We start from the raw sequence: 16,174 nt of genomic DNA, 5'->3' as shown, positions 1-16,174 counted from the left end.
TCGGAAAGCGCGCCCTCGGGCGCGCTTTTTTGTTGTTTCCAGGGAACCATAGGGGTCGTGCGGACTTTTCGGATGCGATCTTGCGGGGTAAAGAACGATCATGATGACACCGGCACAGAAAACACTTTTTCTGCCCTTCGAACAGGGCATTCTCGATATGCCCGAAGATGGGCAATCCTTCCTCGCCTGCGGCCTTTCCGCTGACCGGCTTCTCGATCCCGAATGGAAACAGGTTCTGACCTGTCTGCAGCCATGGCGTCCCGATTTTCTGGCGCTCAGCAAGGAAGGCTTTCGCGCAGAGCCCAGATTGGCCGCAGAGAGCCGTTTTGACGGCGGGCTACTCCTGCTCGGAAAACACCGTGGACGCAACGAGGCGTGGTTCTCCGAGCTTCTGGCGCGCGTTCAGCCCGGCGGGTGGATCGTCGTCTGTGGTGACAAGAAGCTAGGCGTCGACAGTTTCCGCAAATGGGTTGGCAATATCGCTGAAATCAGCGACCGCCTGTCCAAGAACCATGCGGTGGCCTTCTGGCTTCAGCGCCCCGCCGATCTGGACGATGATTTCATCGCTGCGCTGCGTCCGCTGGAAAGCGCAATCGATGATGTGTTCCGCACCGAGCCGGGCATGTTCTCACATGGCGTGATCGACAAGGGATCGGCGCTGCTGGTGCCGCATATGGAAAAGATCGTGTTCGGCACTGTCGCAGATTTTGGCGCGGGCTGGGGTTATCTTGCAGCGCAAAGCCTGAAATATGCCGACCGCATCAAGTCCATCGATCTGTTTGAAGCCGATTACGAGGCGCTGGAGGCCGCGCGCGGCAATCTGGAGCGTCTGGGGGCGTCGGTGCCGATTTCCTTCAACTGGTTCGACATTACCAGCGAGAAGGTGACCGGCATTTACGACACGGTCATCATGAACCCGCCCTTTCACGAAGGGCGCGTGACGGATGTTTCGCTTGGCCAGAGCTTTATCGCGGCTGCGGCGTCACGCCTCAAACCCGGCGGTCGTCTTCTGATGGTCGCCAACCGGCAGCTGCCCTATGAGGTCATGCTCAAGGGCCTGTTCAAGTCGGTGACGACACTGGAAGAAGCGGAAGGTTTCAAAATCTTCGATGCGAAGAAGTGAAATAAAAAAGCCGCCCCGAAGGGCGGCTTTTGTAATTCTGGAACGCTTATTCGCCGCGTTCGGCGTCAGAGCTTTTCAGCTCCTCCAGCGTCGGCATCGAAACGATGTTGTAGCCGGAATCAACATAGTGGATTTCGCCGGTCACGCCGCTCGACAGGTCGGACAGGAGATAGACAGCCGATTTGCCGACATCGTCGATATCGACCGTGCGGCGCAGCGGTGAATTGCGGCGCTGATAGCTGAAGATCGCGCGCGCATCGCCGATGCCTGCACCGGCCAGCGTGCGCACCGGGCCTGCTGAAATGGCGTTGACGCGGATGCCCTGCGGGCCGTAATCGGCAGCCAGATAGCGAACCATGGCTTCAAGGGCCGCCTTGGCAACGCCCATGACATTGTAGTTCGGGATCGTGCGGGTCGAGCCGCCATAGGTCAGCGTCAGGATCGAGCCGCCGTCCTTCATGAGCTTTTCGGCGCGCTGTGCCATTTCCGTGAAGGAGTAGGCGGAAATCACCATGGTCCGGCTGAAATTATCGCGCGTGGTGACGTCTGCGTAACGGCCCTTCAGTTCGGTCTTGTCGGAAAAACCGATGGCGTGAACGATGAAATCGAGCTTGCCCCACTTCTTTTCGATCTCGGCAAAAACCGCGTCGACCGACTCGATATCTTCAACATCGCAAGGCAGCACGAAATCCGAGCCGACCTGTTCGGCCAGCGGCTTCACGCGCTTGCCCAGCGCATCGCCCTGATAGGTGAAAGCCAGTTCTGCGCCCTGTGCGGCGAGTTGCTTCGAGATGCCCCATGCCAGAGAATGATTATTCGCGACCCCCATGATGAGGCCGCGTTTTCCTTGCATCAAACCTTCCATATTCCCCTCTCCCTCAGCCCTGATAGCGCTGGAAAACCAGCGTCGCATTGGTGCCGCCAAACCCGAAGGAGTTGGAGAGCACGGTATTGAGCTGAGCATTATCGATGCGCTTGCGGACGATCGGCATGTCCGCAAAGGCAGGGTCCAATTCTTCGATATGCGCGCTTTCGCAAATGAAATTGTTCTGCATCATCAAAAGCGAATAGATCGCTTCCTGCACGCCCGTTGCGCCCAGCGAATGGCCGGTCAGCGACTTGGTCGCGGCAATCGGCGGGCAGGCGTCGCCCGAGCCGAACACCTGACGGATGGCTTCGATTTCCGGCGCGTCGCCAGCTGGCGTCGAAGTTGCGTGCGGGTTGATGTAGTCGATCTTGGTCTTGACGGTCGAAAGCGCCATCTTCATGCAGCGGATCGCGCCCTCGCCGGACGGAGCGACCATGTCGTAGCCGTCGGACGTTGCGCCATAGCCGACAATTTCGCCATAAATCTTCGCGCCGCGCGCAAGCGCGGTTTCGAGGTCTTCCAGCACCAGAACACCGGCGCCGCCGGCAATCACGAAACCGTCGCGGTTCTTGTCATAGGCGCGCGATGCAGTGGCAGGCGTGTCGTTATATTTCGTTGCCATCGCGCCCATGGCGTCGAACAGCACGGAGAGCGTCCAGTCGAGATCTTCGCAGCCGCCCGCAAACATGCGGTCCTGCTTGCCATACTGGATCATCTCGAACGCATTGCCGATGCAATGGTTGGATGTCGCGCAGGCCGAAGAGATCGAATAATTGATACCCTTGATCTTAAAGAAGGTCGCCAGCGTCGCGGATGCCGTCGAGCTCATGGCTTTCGGCACGGCGAAAGGACCGACGCGCTTTGGACCCTTTTCACGGGTTATGTCGGCGGAATCGACGATGGTGCGGGTCGAAGGGCCGCCCGAACCCATGATGATGCCGGTGCGGTCGTTGGAGACTTCGTCTTCCGAAAGACCTGCATCGGCAATCGCCTGATCCATGGCGATGTGATTCCAGGCAGTGCCGCGACCGTGGAAGCGCATGGCGCGACGGTCCACGAGGGATTCGACATCGATTTTCGGTGCGCCGTGCACCTGGCAGCGGAAACCCAGTTCGGCATATTCTTCCGCGCGCGAGATGCCGGATTTGGCTTCGCGCAGCGAGGCCGTCACCTCTTCGGTGTTGTTGCCAATCGAGGATACGATCCCCATACCCGTTACGACCACACGCCGCATCGCGTTCTCCTTTACACCCTTGCTCGTCGAGCGGCAGCCGCTTGGGTCAAGACTGCCTCGTCGCCGTTACATAGGTGCGATCTTCGCATGTTTTGAGCGCGACCGCATGAAAACTGTTCATTTTTTGCCGTCGCGCCCGTGAATGATGGTTGGTTCAGACGATTATTGTCCGTCGCCGTCCTTTGAAAGGCCGACGCGCAGATCGGTGGCCCTGTAGATCACTTCGCCATCGGCTTTCAGCCAGCCGTCGGCGGTGCCGAGCACGAGGCGTCCGCGCATGACGCGCTTGAAGTCGATGCCATATTCGAGAAGCTTGGTGTGCGGGCGCACCATGCCCTTAAACTTCACTTCGCCGGTCGACAGCGCCATGCCGCGGCCAGGTTCGCCGAGCCAGCCAAGGAAGAAGCCGGTCAGCTGCCACATGCCGTCCAGACCGAGGCAGCCCGGCATGATCGGGTTGCCCTGAAAATGGCATGGAAAATACCAGTCGTCGGGGCGCACGTCGTATTCGGCGCGGATATAGCCCTTGCCGAATTCGCCGCCGGTTTCGGAAATATCGGTGATGCGGTGCACCATGAGCATGGGCGGCAGGGGAAGCTGGGCATTGCCGGGGCCGAACAGCTCGCCGCGTCCGCAGCTGAGAAGTTCTTCATAGCCATAGCTTGATTTCTGTTCTGCCATTTCGCCTCCCTTGAGGTTTATTCACTATCGGCCAGCAATCCGGCCCGGTTGTCATTCGGAACGGTTTTAGCGCAAAGGCCCAAACCGCTCTATCTCTTTCTGGTCGTCAAGTCGGAACACCCCTATCACAGACTGGTTCCCGTACAAAACCTTAGCGACCATAAAAATATGCAACGGAATTTCCCGAAAAAAGGGGCAAACTCCAAGCCTATTGATACTTATTTCGCAACGGCATATATCAATGTCAGTATGCAATGGGCAACAGCCCGTTCAATCTTTGACGAATTTGCTACAAGCTTGTAACGGAACCAACGGTGAATATGCAGTCTTCACATACCCACTCGACGGTCTCTATGGAAGAACGGCTCCGCGATTGCGGCCTGCGTCCGACGCGCCAGCGCGTTGCGCTTGCCAGCCTGATTTTCGCGCAGGGTGATCGTCACCTGTCCGCTGAAGACCTCCACGAACAGGCTGTCATGGCGGATGTGCCGGTGTCGCTTGCCACCGTTTACAACACGCTGCACCAGTTCACGGAAGCCGGAATGCTCCGCATCATCGCGGTGGAAGGCTCCAAGACCTATTTCGACACCAATATTTCGGACCATCAGCACTTTTTCCTCGAAGGGGAAAATATCGTGTTCGATATTCCGCATGGCGAACGCGGTCAGCCGACGGTTGCCAATATGCCCGACGCACCGGAAGGCATGGAAATCGTCAATGTCGACATCATCGTTCGCCTGCGTCGCAAGACGCAGTGACGGTTTGAACCATCGGATTTCTCTAAAAGCGGCTTCGGCCGCTTTTTTGTTGGCTGCGATAAAGTTCTTGCCAGAAGAATGGAAAGCAGGTTGAATAAAACGGTTCCGAAACAATCCTTGGCGTAGAGGATAGCGGATGCCGGTCGAGTTGAAGCCGATACAGGCGCTGACATTATTGAAAACTCTGTCGCTGGGGCAGGTGCGCGACGAGATGCCCGATCTCACGACGCGGCAGACTGCTATTCTTCTGACAATCTATCTGGAGCCGCCGCCGCATACGGTGCGCGGGCTTGCAGCAAAACTGGATGTGACAAAGCCGGTGATCACGCGCGCGCTCGATACGATGGGCGCGCTCGACCTTCTATCCCGTCATCGTGATGAAAAAGACCGGCGAAATGTGCTAGTGAAGAGAACAGTCGCCGGTGCGCTTTATGTTGAACGACTGGGCGATCTGGTGATCGCCAAAGCCAGAGAGTTACCTTTATGAGTGTCTGCCAATGAGTTCCGATGTGACCACGCTCGACCGCCGCCTCAATGCCTATCGCGCCGATCTCGCCGATGAGCGACTGACCGGAAAGGTGGAGGCTCCCCGCTTTATCGCCGGAACCGAGATGCAGGTGACTGCCCCGGTGGTTGATCTCCGGTCGCAGCCGCGCCCGGACAGCGGACCCCAGACACAGATCATTTATGGCGACACGGTGCGCGTCTTCGAGGAAATGGACGGCTGGTGCTGGGTGCAGGCCGAGCGCGACGGTTATACGGGCTATGTCTCGGCGTCGTTCATCGAAAAGCCGCAGGGCGAAGCCACCCATATGGTCATCGTGCCGCGAAGCTTTATCTATCCCGGCGCAGATTTGCGTTTTCCGCATACGCAGGCGCTGTCGCTTGGCTCACGCGTGCGGATCGTCGGCTCGGCGGAAACGCGCGGCACCCAATATGCGGTGCTGGAAAGCGGCGAGGCGATGATTGCAAGCCATCTGGCGCCGATCAGCGAACACGCGGCGGATTATGTGAGCGTGGCGGAAACGCTGCTGCACACGCCCTATCTGTGGGGCGGCACCTCGGGCTTCGGCATCGATTGCTCCGGTCTGGTGCAGCTTTGCATGTGGGTGGCGGGCCGCAAGGTCCTGCGTGATTCCGACATGCAGCAGAATACGCTGGGCGCAGTTCTGGAGCCGAATGCGGATTATTCCAATCTCCAGCGCGGCGATCTTGTGTTCTGGAAGGGGCATGTCGCGATTTGCGCTGCGCCTGACATGCTGATCCATGCCAGCGGCCACACCATGACCGTGACGCTGGAACCGTTGCAGGATGCGATCAAGCGCATCGCTTACCTCTACGATCTGCCGACGCTGATCCGCAGACCATGATTGCGTAGCGACTGCTTTAAACAGGTCCATGAAAGGTCGGGCCGATGAAGGGAAACAGGATATTTCAGGGGGCAGGCTTTATCGCCGTGGCGCTTGGTCTTGCTGTCCTCATCCCTTCCGCTGTTTCGTCCGAAAGGATAGCGCGCGTGACCATCCCTGCATTGCCTGCCGCCTTTGCCGAGGTCAACGGTATCGAGATGTATTACCGGATCGTCGGCAAGGGTCCGCCGATCCTGCTGATACCGGGCGGTCTCTCCGACCAGCATGTCTGGGACGCGCAATTGCCGATATTGGCCCGTCATCACACGGTGATCGTCGCCGACAGTCGCGGGCAGGGCCGCTCCACCCGCACAAGTGAGCCGCTCACCTATGGCTTGATGGCTGACGATTATGTGGCGCTGCTGGATTTTCTGCAGATCGACAAGGTCGATCTGGTCGGCTGGAGCGATGGCGGCATTATCGGGCTTGATATTGCCATGCGTTACCCGGAGCGGCTGAAGAGCCTGTTCGCGCAGGCCGCCAATGTGTCGCCGGAGGGCAATACCGGTTATATCGAGGCGCGGGCCGAAGGACGTCCGATCCCCGAGCTTCGCCATTACGAAAGCATCGACAAGGAAATCCACGCGCTCTGGGCGAATGAACCCAATTATACCGACGATGAGCTATCAAAGATCGCGGTGCGCACGGCCATTGTGATCGGCGATCACGACACGGCCATTACCCGGGAACATACGGAATTCATCGCCAGCCAGATTCCCGGGGCCGAACTGATCATCCTGCCCGATTCTGGCCATGGCGTGCCGGTGGAAAATCCCCGGCTCTACGCCCATACGGTCCTGAAATTCATCGATGGTAAAACGAACAGCCGAATTTAGTACGGCGGTTGCAAATTCGTCAGGCCGTGGCGAAAAGAGTGATTTGCGAGCACCGGAGCGGAGCGTACTTCAAGGTACGTGAGCACCGGAGCGCAGAAAATTGCTCTTTGCAGCCCGGCATCACGAAGAATGCAACTGTCGTATTAAATCCGATTGGGCAGCACCCGATCCGGCGTCCGATGCCCATCCACGAAGGCCTTGATATTGATGATGACCTTGTCGCCCATATCGATGCGGCCTTCGATGGTGGCTGAGCCCATATGCGGCAGCAGCACGACCTTGCCTTTTTCGGCGAGCGCCAGCAGGCGCGGATTGACCGCCGGTTCGTTCTCGAACACATCCAGCCCGGCACCGGCGATCCGGCCCTGCTCGATCAGCTCGATCAAGGCGTTTTCATCGATGATCTGACCGCGCGCCGTATTGACCAGATAGGCCGTCGGCTGCATCAGCGCGAGGCGACGGGCCGACAGCAGGTGAAAGGTTGCGGGCGTCGAAGGGCAATTGACCGAGATGATATCCATGCGGGCCAGCATCTGGTCGAGGCTGTCCCAATAGGTCGCTTCCAGCTCTTCCTCGACCTGCGGGCTGACGCGCTTGCGATTGTGATAATGGATCGACAGGCCGAAAGCCTTGGCGCGGCGCGCCACGGCGGTTCCGATACGGCCCATACCGACAATGCCGAGGCGCTTGCCCCAGATGCGGCGTCCCAGCATCCAGGTCGGCGACCAGCCCGGCCATTTGCCGTCGCGCTCATTGAGCACATTTGCGCCTTCCACAAGGCGGCGCGGTGCCGACAAAAGCAGCGCCAGCGTCATGTCGGCTGTATCTTCTGTCAGAACATTCGGCGTATTGGTCACGGTAATGCCGCGCTTTGCGGCGGCTGCGACATCGATATTGTCGACGCCATTGCCGAAATTGGCGATCAGCTTGAGATTGGGGCCGGCCTGTTCAATGGCGGCGGCGTCGATCACATCGGTGATGCACGGCACCAGAACATCGGCCTCTTTCAGCGCGGCGATAATTTCCGGCTGGCTCATACGGTGGTCGTCTATATTGAGACGCGCGTCGAACAGTTCCCGCATTCGGGTTTCCACCGGGTCCGGGAGTTTTCTCGTAAGAACGACCAGCGGCTTCTTTTTGTTCGACATCTCCACCCCGTTTTGTGAGCCTGTTTCCGGGCAAACTTATATGCTGAAGCTTCATGTTGAGACCTCCTTAACCAAGAAGGCGCAATATGGGATATTGCTTCGGCTGCTCATCTCTATCAAGGCGGCGGGGCAAAGACAAAGAAAAACAGGACCGATGAACAAGACGGTCACGATGCCGGGCAGCTCCTGCTGTTTACGCTTCCGCTGAAGGCATGACCGTCTTGGGTAATGAACAGGACGGCGAGAGGCGCAGTGAATAGAGTACTTCCCCAAAGGTTTTTGGCTCACAGCATATCGGTAAAGCGCCTTCTCATGGGTTTTGCGGCCTGTCTGGCGCTGCTGTTCGCGGTAGCGCCGATCAGTGTGAACGCAGCCGAAACGGAAGCATCCAGCACGGCGACCGGCGCCAGCGGCCTGCCTGTGCCCCGCTTCGTGAGCCTCAAGCCGGCACGCGTCAATCTGCGCATCGGGCCGGGGCGCGATTATCCGGTGTCCTGGCTGTTCATGAAGTCAGGACTGCCGGTCGAGATCATTCAGGAATATGATAACTGGCGGCGCATCCGCGATGCCGATGGCACGGAAGGCTGGGTCTACCAGTCGCTTCTGTCCGGCAAGCGCACGGCAATCACTGCGCCCTGGTTGAAGAACGACAAGGGCAAGATGATCACCATGCGCCGCGAGGCCAACGATACGGCGGCTGTCGCTGCCGATATCGAGCCGGGCGTCGTCGGCACCGTGCGCCAGTGCACGGGCCAGTGGTGTCGTATGGATGTCAGCGGCGTGCGCGGCTGGATCCGGCAGTCGGACCTGTGGGGTGTGTATCCGGGCGAAGTCTTCGATTAGAGCGCATCCCGAAAAGTGTGAAACGGTTTTCGGAAAAGATGCGCGTTAAAACAAACAATTAGAGCGCCGATCTGATCCAATCAGATCGAAACGCGCTCTAATAACCGTCAACCGTAGCGCTCCTTGAGCAACCGGTAGAGCGCACGGATTGCCTGCGCTTCACCACCGACGGGCGAAGCTGGCTTTTCCACCGGCACCCAGCCGAAAATATCGAAATGCACGTGCGCCTTGGCCTTTTCCACAAAACGGCTGAGGAACAAGGCTGCCGTCACCGCTCCGGCAAAGCCATCGGTGGTGACGTTGTTGATATCGGCAATGCGTGACGACAGTTTCTGCGCATAAGGCTGCCAGAGCGGCATGCGCCAGAGCGGATCGGCTGTTTCCTCGGCCTTGGCGGCGATGGCTTCGGCCAATGCGTCATCATGGGTGAAGAAGGGCGGCAAGTCCGGACCGAGCGCCACACGGGCCGCGCCGGTCAGGGTCGCCATGTCGATCAGCAATTCCGGCTCTTCCTCGTCGGCCAGCGCCAGAGCATCGGCCAGTACCAGCCTGCCTTCCGCATCGGTATTGCCGATTTCGACGGTCAGGCCCTTGCGGCTTTGCAGCACATCGCCCGGTCGGAAGGCATTTCCGGCAATCGAGTTCTCGACCGCCGGGATCAAAACGCGCAGACGCACCGGCAGCTTCGCGCCCATGATGAGAGAGGCAAGGCCGAGCACATTGGCCGCGCCGCCCATATCCTTTTTCATGAGCAGCATCCCGCTTGCGGGCTTGATGTCGAGACCGCCCGTGTCGAAGCAGACACCCTTGCCAACCAGCGTGACTTTCGGATGGCTTTCCTCGCCCCATGTGAGGTCGATCAGACGCGGCGCAATCGCGCCTGCGCGCCCGACCGCATGGATCATCGGGAAGTTTCGTTCCAGAAGCGTGGTTCCCTGCGTGACGCTGATTTCCGCTTTGTGTTCGCTGGCCAAGTCGCGGGCGGCTTTTTCCAGCGCATCGGGCCCCATGTCATTGGTTGGCGTGTTGATGAGATCGCGCGTGAGCGTCACCGCAGCGGCGATGCGCTTCGTTTCAGCCTCATCGACGCCCTCCGGCAAAGCAAGGCGGATTGTCTTGCCATTGGCCTTGCGGTAGCGCGAGAAATTGTATCCACCCATCAGGAAGGCGAGCGCCGCGAGCGCGGCATCGTCGCCAGCGTTTTCAAAATGCCAGTCGCCCTCCGGCAGGCTGCGTGCGAGTTTGCCGGCGAGCAATTGCGACTGCGCGCCCTTGACGCCGTCGCCAATGCCGAACAGCGCGCCGGAGATCGCGCCGTCTGGTCCCGGCAGAACCAGAACCTTGCCCGCGTCGCCGTCGAAATCATGGGCTTTCGCCCAAGCGATGGAATGGGCCGGAAGCGTGTTTTCTTCCAGCTTTCCCTTTTTCGTAAACCAGATTGGGCGACTTTGTTCCGACTTTTGGGCAATGATTTCGACAGACATGGCACTCTTTCTGATCAAGGCAGTTTTGAAAACAGATAGAGTGCTTCGACCCGTTTGAAAACAGGTGCATGCCGGGCTTGTTAACCAATCATTAGGGTTAACGGATTATTGATGAAGGGGAAATCGGGCTTGAGGGGTCGGGGCATTCGGTGTGCAATGTCCGGCCACATATGGAGGCGGGATGCTCAACATCGGGGTAATGGGCGGCGCTGGTTTCCGCCTTGGCGTGGCTTCTATCCTTTCAGCGCTTGTGCTCACCGGCTGCAACACGGTGGACCGCACCACGACGGGTTCGGTACGACGCGTCGAGACCGCCGCCACATTCGATCACATGAACGACGCACAGCTTGCCGCAATGGCGGACCGTCTGGGCGCTCAATATGAGCGCAATCCGAAGGATCGCGGCACCGCGCTCAATTATGCCAACGCTCTGACCCGGCTGGGGCGCAACGATCAGGCTCTCGCCGTCATGCGCGCGCTGGTCATTGTTTATCCGAAAGATCAGCAGGTGCTTGCAGCCTATGGCAAGGCGCTCGCCGGTGCAGGCCAGTTCGATACCGCGCTCGATGCCATCCGCCGCGCACAGAACCCGGCCTATCCAGACTGGAAACTCGTATCCGCTGAAGGCGCCATTCTCGACCAGATGGGCAATCGCGATCAGGCCCGCGCCATGTATCAGAAGGCGTTGCAGATCAAGCCGGGCGAGCCGTCAATCCTTTCCAATATGGGCATGTCCTATCTTCTGGCCGGTGATTCCAAGTCAGCGGAAAACTATTTCCGGCAGGCATCCGCTCTGCCCGGGGCGGACAGCCGCGTGCGTCAGAATCTGGCGCTTTCGGTTGGCTTGCAGGGTCGCTTTCAGGAAGCTGAAGCCATTGCCGCACAGGAGCTTTCGCCGCAGCAGGCCAAGGCCAATACGGATTATCTGCGCTCCATGCTGGCGCAACAGAATTCCTGGAACATGCTCAAGGACAAGCCGAAGGGCTGATTTCTTTCAGCTTTCGGCAGCTCAGTGACTGCCGAAGAGCCCGCCTTGTGCGGCGATCTGGATGAAGGCCGGTCCAAGAATGACGATGAACAGCACCGGCAGGAAGAACACGATCATCGGCACGGTCAGTTTCGGCGGCAGGGCCGCCGCTTTCTTTTCCGCCTCCAGCATGCGCAGATCGCGGCTTTCCTGAGATAACGTTCTGAGCGCCTGCGACACGGGCGTGCCGTAACGCTCTGCCTGAATCAGCGCCTGCGAAACCGATTTCACCTGATCGACACCGGTGCGGCTGGCAAGATTGTCATAGGCCTGACGCCGCTCGGGCAGGAATGACAATTCCGCATTGGTCAGCATCAGTTCTTCCGCCAGCTCCACCGACTGTATGCCGATTTCGTCGGCCACCTTCCGAAAGGCAGCTTCGACCGACATGCCGGATTCAACGCAGATCAGCATGAGGTCCAGAGCATCGGGCCATGCACGGCGGATCGACTGTTTGCGCTTGGCGGCCTTGTTGGAAACATAGAGGTTCGGCGCATAAAACCCGGCATAACCGGCGATAATGCACACGAGCAGTCGAACGAAGAACGAATGATCCGGCAGATTGCCGAGCACGAAAACGTAGAAGGCGGCCAGCGTCATCGCGCCGAATGGCAGCACGAAGCGCAGGAACAGGAAGATGTTGAGCGGGTTCTGCCCGCGAAAACCGGCAGTTCTAAGCGCGGCGATCGTCTTTTCGTCGGCCAGCGCCTTTTTCAGGTCGAGCCTTTCCACGAAATCGCGGATGCCCTGCTTCTGCTGATGCCGCAGGCTGTTGCGCCGGTCGTTTTCCGATGCCAGCCGCGCACGCTCGCGGGTCCGGATCGCCTCGCGTTCGGTGGCGACCGATTTCATCCGGGATTTCAAGGCATTGGTACTGAAGACGGGCATCAAAACCGTAACGATGGCGGCAAAGACCGCAATCGTGATCAGCATGGCGATCAGAAATAGCGGGTCGCTTAGTTTTTCGATGAGGAGAGAAAACATGGTCTGCGCCTCACATATCGAAATTGATCATGTTTTTCATGATGAAAATGCCGGTCGCCATCAGCACGGCTGCAATCCCCAGCAGCATATGGCCGGTCGATGAGGTGAAAAGCAGCGTCATATATTGCGGGCTGGTCAGATAGACCAGCACCATGACGATAAAGGGCAGCGCGCCGATGATGGCTGCCGATGCCTTTGCTTCCATCGAAAGCGCATCGACCTTCGCTTTCATCTTCTTGCGATCACGGAGTACCTTGGAGAGATTATTCAGCGCTTCCGAAAGATTGCCGCCCGCCTGAGCCTGAATCTGGATCACGATGGCGAAGAAGTTGGTTTCGGGGCACGGCATGCTGTCGGGCATCTTGCCAACGGCTTCGGGGATCGAGAGACCCATCTGCTGGGCTTCAACGACTTTTTTGAACTCGCCCTTCACCGGCTCCAGCGCCTCGCTGGCGATCAGGCGCAAGCCGTCATTGAGCGGCAGACCCGCCCGGGTCGCGCGGACGATCACGTCGAGCGCGTTTGGAAATTCTTCCAGAAACTTCTTCAGCCGGCGCTTGCGCTTTTGCAGCACGAACCAGCGCGGCAGGCCGAAAAAGCAGGCAATGGCAATGCCGGGAAGAAGCAGAAGCGGCAGGCCGAAAATAAAGCCGATCAGGAGGCCGACAAAAGCCGTTATGCCGGAATAAATATAGAACTGGCGCAGCGTGATGCTCAGGCCCGCTTGCGTCAGCATGATGCGCAGCGGGGGGTATTTCTGGTTCTTCTCGCGCTGCTTCTGCCGCGCTTCGAGATCCTTGATATTGTCCTGCAACAGCTTGCGGCGTTTTTGGATATCGGTGTTTTTATCCCGCTCGCTGCGGGTGACACTGCGTTCGGCATAATTGCGCACGGTTTCGAGCCGCCGCGAGGCGGGGTCTTTGCTGGCCAGCCGGTCGTAAAACAGCACATAGGCAAGCGCGGCACAGGCGACCACCGCCAGTAAAATGAATATCAGAATGCTGACGGGAGAGGCGGTCATCAGTCAACGCTCTCCATACTGTCGAGAATAGAAGCGAGGCGGCTGTCTTCATTATAGTAGCGCGCGCGCTCCCAGAAGGCCGGGCGGCCAATGCCGGTCGAGCTGTGCGTGCCGAGAATACGGCCGGACGCATCCTCGCCCTTGATGTCGTAAAGCATCAGATCCTGGGTGATGATGACGTCGCCTTCCAGACCCACCACTTCCGTCACATGGGTGATGCGGCGCGAACCGTCACGCAGGCGCGCCGCCTGAATGATGATATCAATCGAATTGACCAGAATTTCGCGCACGGTCTTCTGCGGCAGCACATAGCCGCCCATGGCGATCATGGCTTCCATACGGCTGAGACACTCGCGCGGGCTGTTGGCGTGGATCGTGCCCATCGAGCCGTCATGGCCGGTATTCATGGCCTGCAGCAGATCGAATACTTCCGGCCCGCGCACTTCGCCGACGATGATCCGTTCCGGGCGCATACGCAGGCAGTTCTTGACCAGATCGCGCATGGTCACTTCGCCTTCGCCTTCCAGATTGGGCGGGCGGGTTTCAAGGCGCACGACATGCGGCTGCTGCAATTGCAGTTCGGCGGAATCTTCGCAGGTGATGATGCGCTCATGCGTATCGATATAGCGAGTAAGGCAGTTCAACAGCGTGGTCTTGCCCGAACCCGTACCGCCGGAAATGATGACATTGCAGCGCACGCGACTGATGATCTGCAACAGTTCCGCACCTGCGCTGGAGATCGCACCAAAGCGGACCAGCTGGTCCAGCGTCAGCTTGTCCTTGCGGAATTTGCGGATGGTCAGCGCGGGACCGTCGAGCGACAGCGGCGATGCGATGACGTTGACGCGAGAGCCGTCCGGCAGGCGCGCATCGCAGATCGGACTCGATTCGTCGACGCGTCTGCCGACCTGGCTGACGATGCGCTGGCAGATATTGAGAAGCTGCTGGTTATCGCGGAAGCGGATACCCGTTTCCTGCACCATGCCGTCCACTTCGATATAGGTGCGGCGCGACCCATTGACCATGATATCGGCAATGTCGTCGCGGGCGAGCAGCGGCTCCAGCGGACCGTAACCCAGCACGTCGTTGCAAATGTCGTCGAGCAGCTCTTCCTGCTCGGCAATGGACATGACGAAATTCTTGATCGCGATGATATCATTGACGATATCGCGGATTTCCTCACGCGCCGTATCGGGTGCCATGCGCGAAAGCTGCGACAGGTCAATCGTGTCGATCAGCGCCGAGAAAACTTGCGCTTTGGTGTCGTAATAGCTTTCGTTCTTTTCGCGCCCGCTGCTGGCGGGTGGCGCAGGTCTGGCTGGAGCGCTTGGAACGGCGGCCTGCATACGGGAGGGCTGAACGGGCTCCGTGCGCTGCACAGGCTGAGGCGCGATTGCTTTCGCAATGCCGCCGTCCTGTTTGCTTCCTGTTTCGTTGCCTCTTTTGCCGAACATGATTTTCCGCCGTTACTTCGTCTTGCGCGCGAATTTGCCCAAAAGACCGGAGATGCCATTCTTCTTGCGCGGCTGGACATCCGCGCGCCCCGTCAGCACATGCGCAATATGCGTAATAGTTGCAGAAATCGGGCTGTCGGGACTGGTCTCCGCGATCATGCGCCCGGTATTGGCGGCATTGCCGAAAAGCTGCGGCTCAAACTCGATGGCTGCAATCGGGTCGATGCCAAGTGGCTCGGAAAAATCCGACAGCGCGATTTCGGGACGCTTTGGAACACCGACCTGATTGAGCACCAGATGCGGCTTCAGATCGTTCGGGCGCAGCTGCGCCAGCGTATCGAGCAGGTTCTTCGTATTGCGCAGATTGGCGAGATCGGGCGCTGCGACGATCACCACCTCATCCGCCCGCATCAATGTGGTGCGGGTCCAACCGTTCCAGCCATGCGCCAGATCGAGAACCACCAGCGGCGAGCTGCGCTGGGCGACATCTATTATTTCCGAGAAGGCATCTTCCTGAAAATCGAAGGTGCGCTCCAGACTGGAGGGTGCGGCGAGAATCGAGAGATGTTCGCCATATTGCACCAGCAGGCGGTCGAGATAGACCTCGTCCACCCGTTCAGGCGAAAACACGGCGTCGGCGATACCGAGTGTCGGGTCCTGATCGAAATTGATGTTGGCCGTGCCGAAAGGCAGGTCCATATCGGCCAGAACCACGTCATGCCGGAACAGGTTCGAGATCGACCACGCGACATTATGCGCGATGGTCGATGCGCCGACCCCGCCCTTCGCGCCGATAACCGCGATGGAACGTCCAAGCGGTTCGGCACCCGGATCGAGAAAGATCGACGAGACGATGGCCAGAACATCGGCCAGCGAAACGGGGGCGACGATATATTCCGATACGCCGCGGCGCAGCAATTCGCGATAGAGCCACACCTCGTTGGAATGGCCGATGACGAGCACCTTGGAGCCGGGATCGCAGACTTCCGACAGGCGCTGGAGTTCGTCGAGCAGAATATTCGGTTCCGACGACGATTCGACGATGATCAGATTGGGCGTCGAGGCCGTCTGATAAAAGTCGATTGCGGCTTCGATGCCGCCGCCTGAGACTTTCAGATGCGTCTTGGCCATGCGCCGGTCGTTCCCGGCGCGCTCGATAGGAATGGCGACGCTTTCGTTTTCACAAAAAGCCTGGATGGAGATGCGCGGAATCGGCCGCACATTCTCCAGCAAGATCGGCGCGCGCTGTTCGGCAATCTCTCTGCCATTATCCGGTTCGAAGGCGATATTTGACATGGGCCGCC

At 58.9% G+C, this 16,174-nt stretch carries 17 protein-coding genes; 8 read left to right on the top strand and 9 right to left on the bottom strand.

Annotated elements, in window-relative coordinates; genetic code table 11:
• Positions 1 to 100 precede the first annotated feature (100 nt).
• The gene (locus tag JAU75_RS07180; RefSeq protein WP_199055814.1) at positions 101 to 1,123 is read left to right on the top strand and encodes a class I SAM-dependent methyltransferase; all 1,023 of its coding nucleotides are present in this window, start codon (positions 101 to 103) and stop codon (positions 1,121 to 1,123) included.
• 46 nt (positions 1,124 to 1,169) lie between these two features.
• On the opposite strand, the gene fabI is transcribed toward JAU75_RS07180, so the two are convergent.
• The 3 genes from fabI to fabA all read right to left on the bottom strand — a co-directional run bounded on the left by fabI (position 1,170) and on the right by fabA (position 3,906).
• Positions 1,170 to 1,988 carry an enoyl-ACP reductase FabI gene (fabI, locus tag JAU75_RS07175; RefSeq protein WP_199055813.1) on the bottom strand — a complete coding sequence of 273 codons (819 nt, stop codon included), beginning with the start codon at positions 1,986 to 1,988 and terminating at the stop codon, positions 1,170 to 1,172.
• A 13-nt stretch (positions 1,989 to 2,001) separates the two neighbouring features.
• The gene (gene fabB / locus JAU75_RS07170; RefSeq protein WP_199055812.1) at positions 2,002 to 3,225 is read right to left on the bottom strand and encodes a beta-ketoacyl-ACP synthase I; all 1,224 of its coding nucleotides are present in this window, start codon (positions 3,223 to 3,225) and stop codon (positions 2,002 to 2,004) included.
• Positions 3,226 to 3,387: 162 nt separating this feature from the next.
• On the bottom strand, positions 3,388 to 3,906 hold the full coding sequence (fabA, locus tag JAU75_RS07165) for a 3-hydroxyacyl-[acyl-carrier-protein] dehydratase FabA (RefSeq protein WP_199055811.1): 519 nt from the start codon (positions 3,904 to 3,906) through the stop codon (positions 3,388 to 3,390).
• 320 nt (positions 3,907 to 4,226) lie between these two features.
• Between fabA and irrA the strand changes: the two genes are divergently transcribed.
• From irrA to JAU75_RS07145, 4 genes are all read left to right on the top strand, one after another.
• Entirely contained in the window at positions 4,227 to 4,664 is a 438-nt protein-coding gene (irrA, locus tag JAU75_RS07160; RefSeq protein WP_199055810.1) for an iron response transcriptional regulator IrrA, read from the top strand.
• A gap of 136 nt (positions 4,665 to 4,800) precedes the next feature.
• The gene (locus JAU75_RS07155) at positions 4,801 to 5,151 is read left to right on the top strand and encodes a MarR family winged helix-turn-helix transcriptional regulator (RefSeq protein ID WP_182519044.1); all 351 of its coding nucleotides are present in this window, start codon (positions 4,801 to 4,803) and stop codon (positions 5,149 to 5,151) included.
• Between the two features lie 10 nt (positions 5,152 to 5,161).
• Complete coding sequence (locus JAU75_RS07150) at positions 5,162 to 6,034, top strand: NlpC/P60 family protein (protein ID WP_199055808.1); 873 nt, start codon at positions 5,162 to 5,164, stop codon at positions 6,032 to 6,034.
• Positions 6,035 to 6,078: 44 nt separating this feature from the next.
• Positions 6,079 to 6,909 carry an alpha/beta fold hydrolase gene (locus JAU75_RS07145; protein WP_199055806.1) on the top strand — a complete coding sequence of 277 codons (831 nt, stop codon included), beginning with the start codon at positions 6,079 to 6,081 and terminating at the stop codon, positions 6,907 to 6,909.
• 143 nt (positions 6,910 to 7,052) lie between these two features.
• Here JAU75_RS07145 and JAU75_RS07140 read toward each other — a convergent pair whose 3' ends face one another.
• Positions 7,053 to 8,057, bottom strand: coding sequence for a D-glycerate dehydrogenase (locus JAU75_RS07140; protein ID WP_199055804.1), 1,005 nt, complete (start codon positions 8,055 to 8,057; stop codon positions 7,053 to 7,055).
• 40 nt (positions 8,058 to 8,097) lie between these two features.
• On the opposite strand from JAU75_RS07140, the gene JAU75_RS07135 reads away from it, so the two are divergent.
• Complete coding sequence (locus JAU75_RS07135; RefSeq protein WP_199055802.1) at positions 8,098 to 8,265, top strand: hypothetical protein; 168 nt, start codon at positions 8,098 to 8,100, stop codon at positions 8,263 to 8,265.
• A gap of 104 nt (positions 8,266 to 8,369) precedes the next feature.
• Complete coding sequence (locus JAU75_RS07130; RefSeq protein WP_199055800.1) at positions 8,370 to 8,900, top strand: SH3 domain-containing protein; 531 nt, start codon at positions 8,370 to 8,372, stop codon at positions 8,898 to 8,900.
• 107 nt (positions 8,901 to 9,007) lie between these two features.
• On the opposite strand, the gene JAU75_RS07125 is transcribed toward JAU75_RS07130, so the two are convergent.
• Positions 9,008 to 10,384 carry a leucyl aminopeptidase family protein gene (locus tag JAU75_RS07125; protein ID WP_199055798.1) on the bottom strand — a complete coding sequence of 459 codons (1,377 nt, stop codon included), beginning with the start codon at positions 10,382 to 10,384 and terminating at the stop codon, positions 9,008 to 9,010.
• Between the two features lie 181 nt (positions 10,385 to 10,565).
• Here JAU75_RS07125 and JAU75_RS07120 point away from each other — a divergent pair, with 181 nt between their 5' ends.
• Positions 10,566 to 11,372: a tetratricopeptide repeat protein gene (locus tag JAU75_RS07120; RefSeq protein ID WP_199055797.1), complete on the top strand. Its 807-nt coding sequence runs from the start codon at positions 10,566 to 10,568 to the stop codon at positions 11,370 to 11,372.
• Positions 11,373 to 11,393: 21 nt separating this feature from the next.
• Here the strand turns inward: JAU75_RS07120 and JAU75_RS07115 are convergent, their stop codons facing one another.
• From JAU75_RS07115 to JAU75_RS07100, 4 genes are read right to left on the bottom strand one after another with little or no spacing between them, the layout of a single operon-like run.
• Complete coding sequence (locus tag JAU75_RS07115) at positions 11,394 to 12,395, bottom strand: type II secretion system F family protein (RefSeq protein WP_199055796.1); 1,002 nt, start codon at positions 12,393 to 12,395, stop codon at positions 11,394 to 11,396.
• Positions 12,396 to 12,405: 10 nt separating this feature from the next.
• Positions 12,406 to 13,416 carry a type II secretion system F family protein gene (locus JAU75_RS07110; protein WP_199055795.1) on the bottom strand — a complete coding sequence of 337 codons (1,011 nt, stop codon included), beginning with the start codon at positions 13,414 to 13,416 and terminating at the stop codon, positions 12,406 to 12,408.
• Complete coding sequence (locus JAU75_RS07105; RefSeq protein ID WP_199055794.1) at positions 13,416 to 14,870, bottom strand: CpaF family protein; 1,455 nt, start codon at positions 14,868 to 14,870, stop codon at positions 13,416 to 13,418. Before JAU75_RS07105 ends, JAU75_RS07110 begins: the two co-directional genes overlap by 1 nt.
• Positions 14,871 to 14,882: 12 nt before the next feature.
• Positions 14,883 to 16,166 carry a CpaE family protein gene (locus JAU75_RS07100; protein WP_199055793.1) on the bottom strand — a complete coding sequence of 428 codons (1,284 nt, stop codon included), beginning with the start codon at positions 16,164 to 16,166 and terminating at the stop codon, positions 14,883 to 14,885.
• Positions 16,167 to 16,174 lie beyond the last annotated feature (8 nt).

This window comes from Ochrobactrum sp. Q0168, assembly GCF_016427605.1.
Taxonomy (GTDB): Bacteria; Pseudomonadota; Alphaproteobacteria; order Rhizobiales; family Rhizobiaceae; genus Brucella.
The sequence above is the reverse complement of the archived record's forward strand: the minus strand, read 5'-3'. Positions and strand labels throughout refer to the sequence as shown.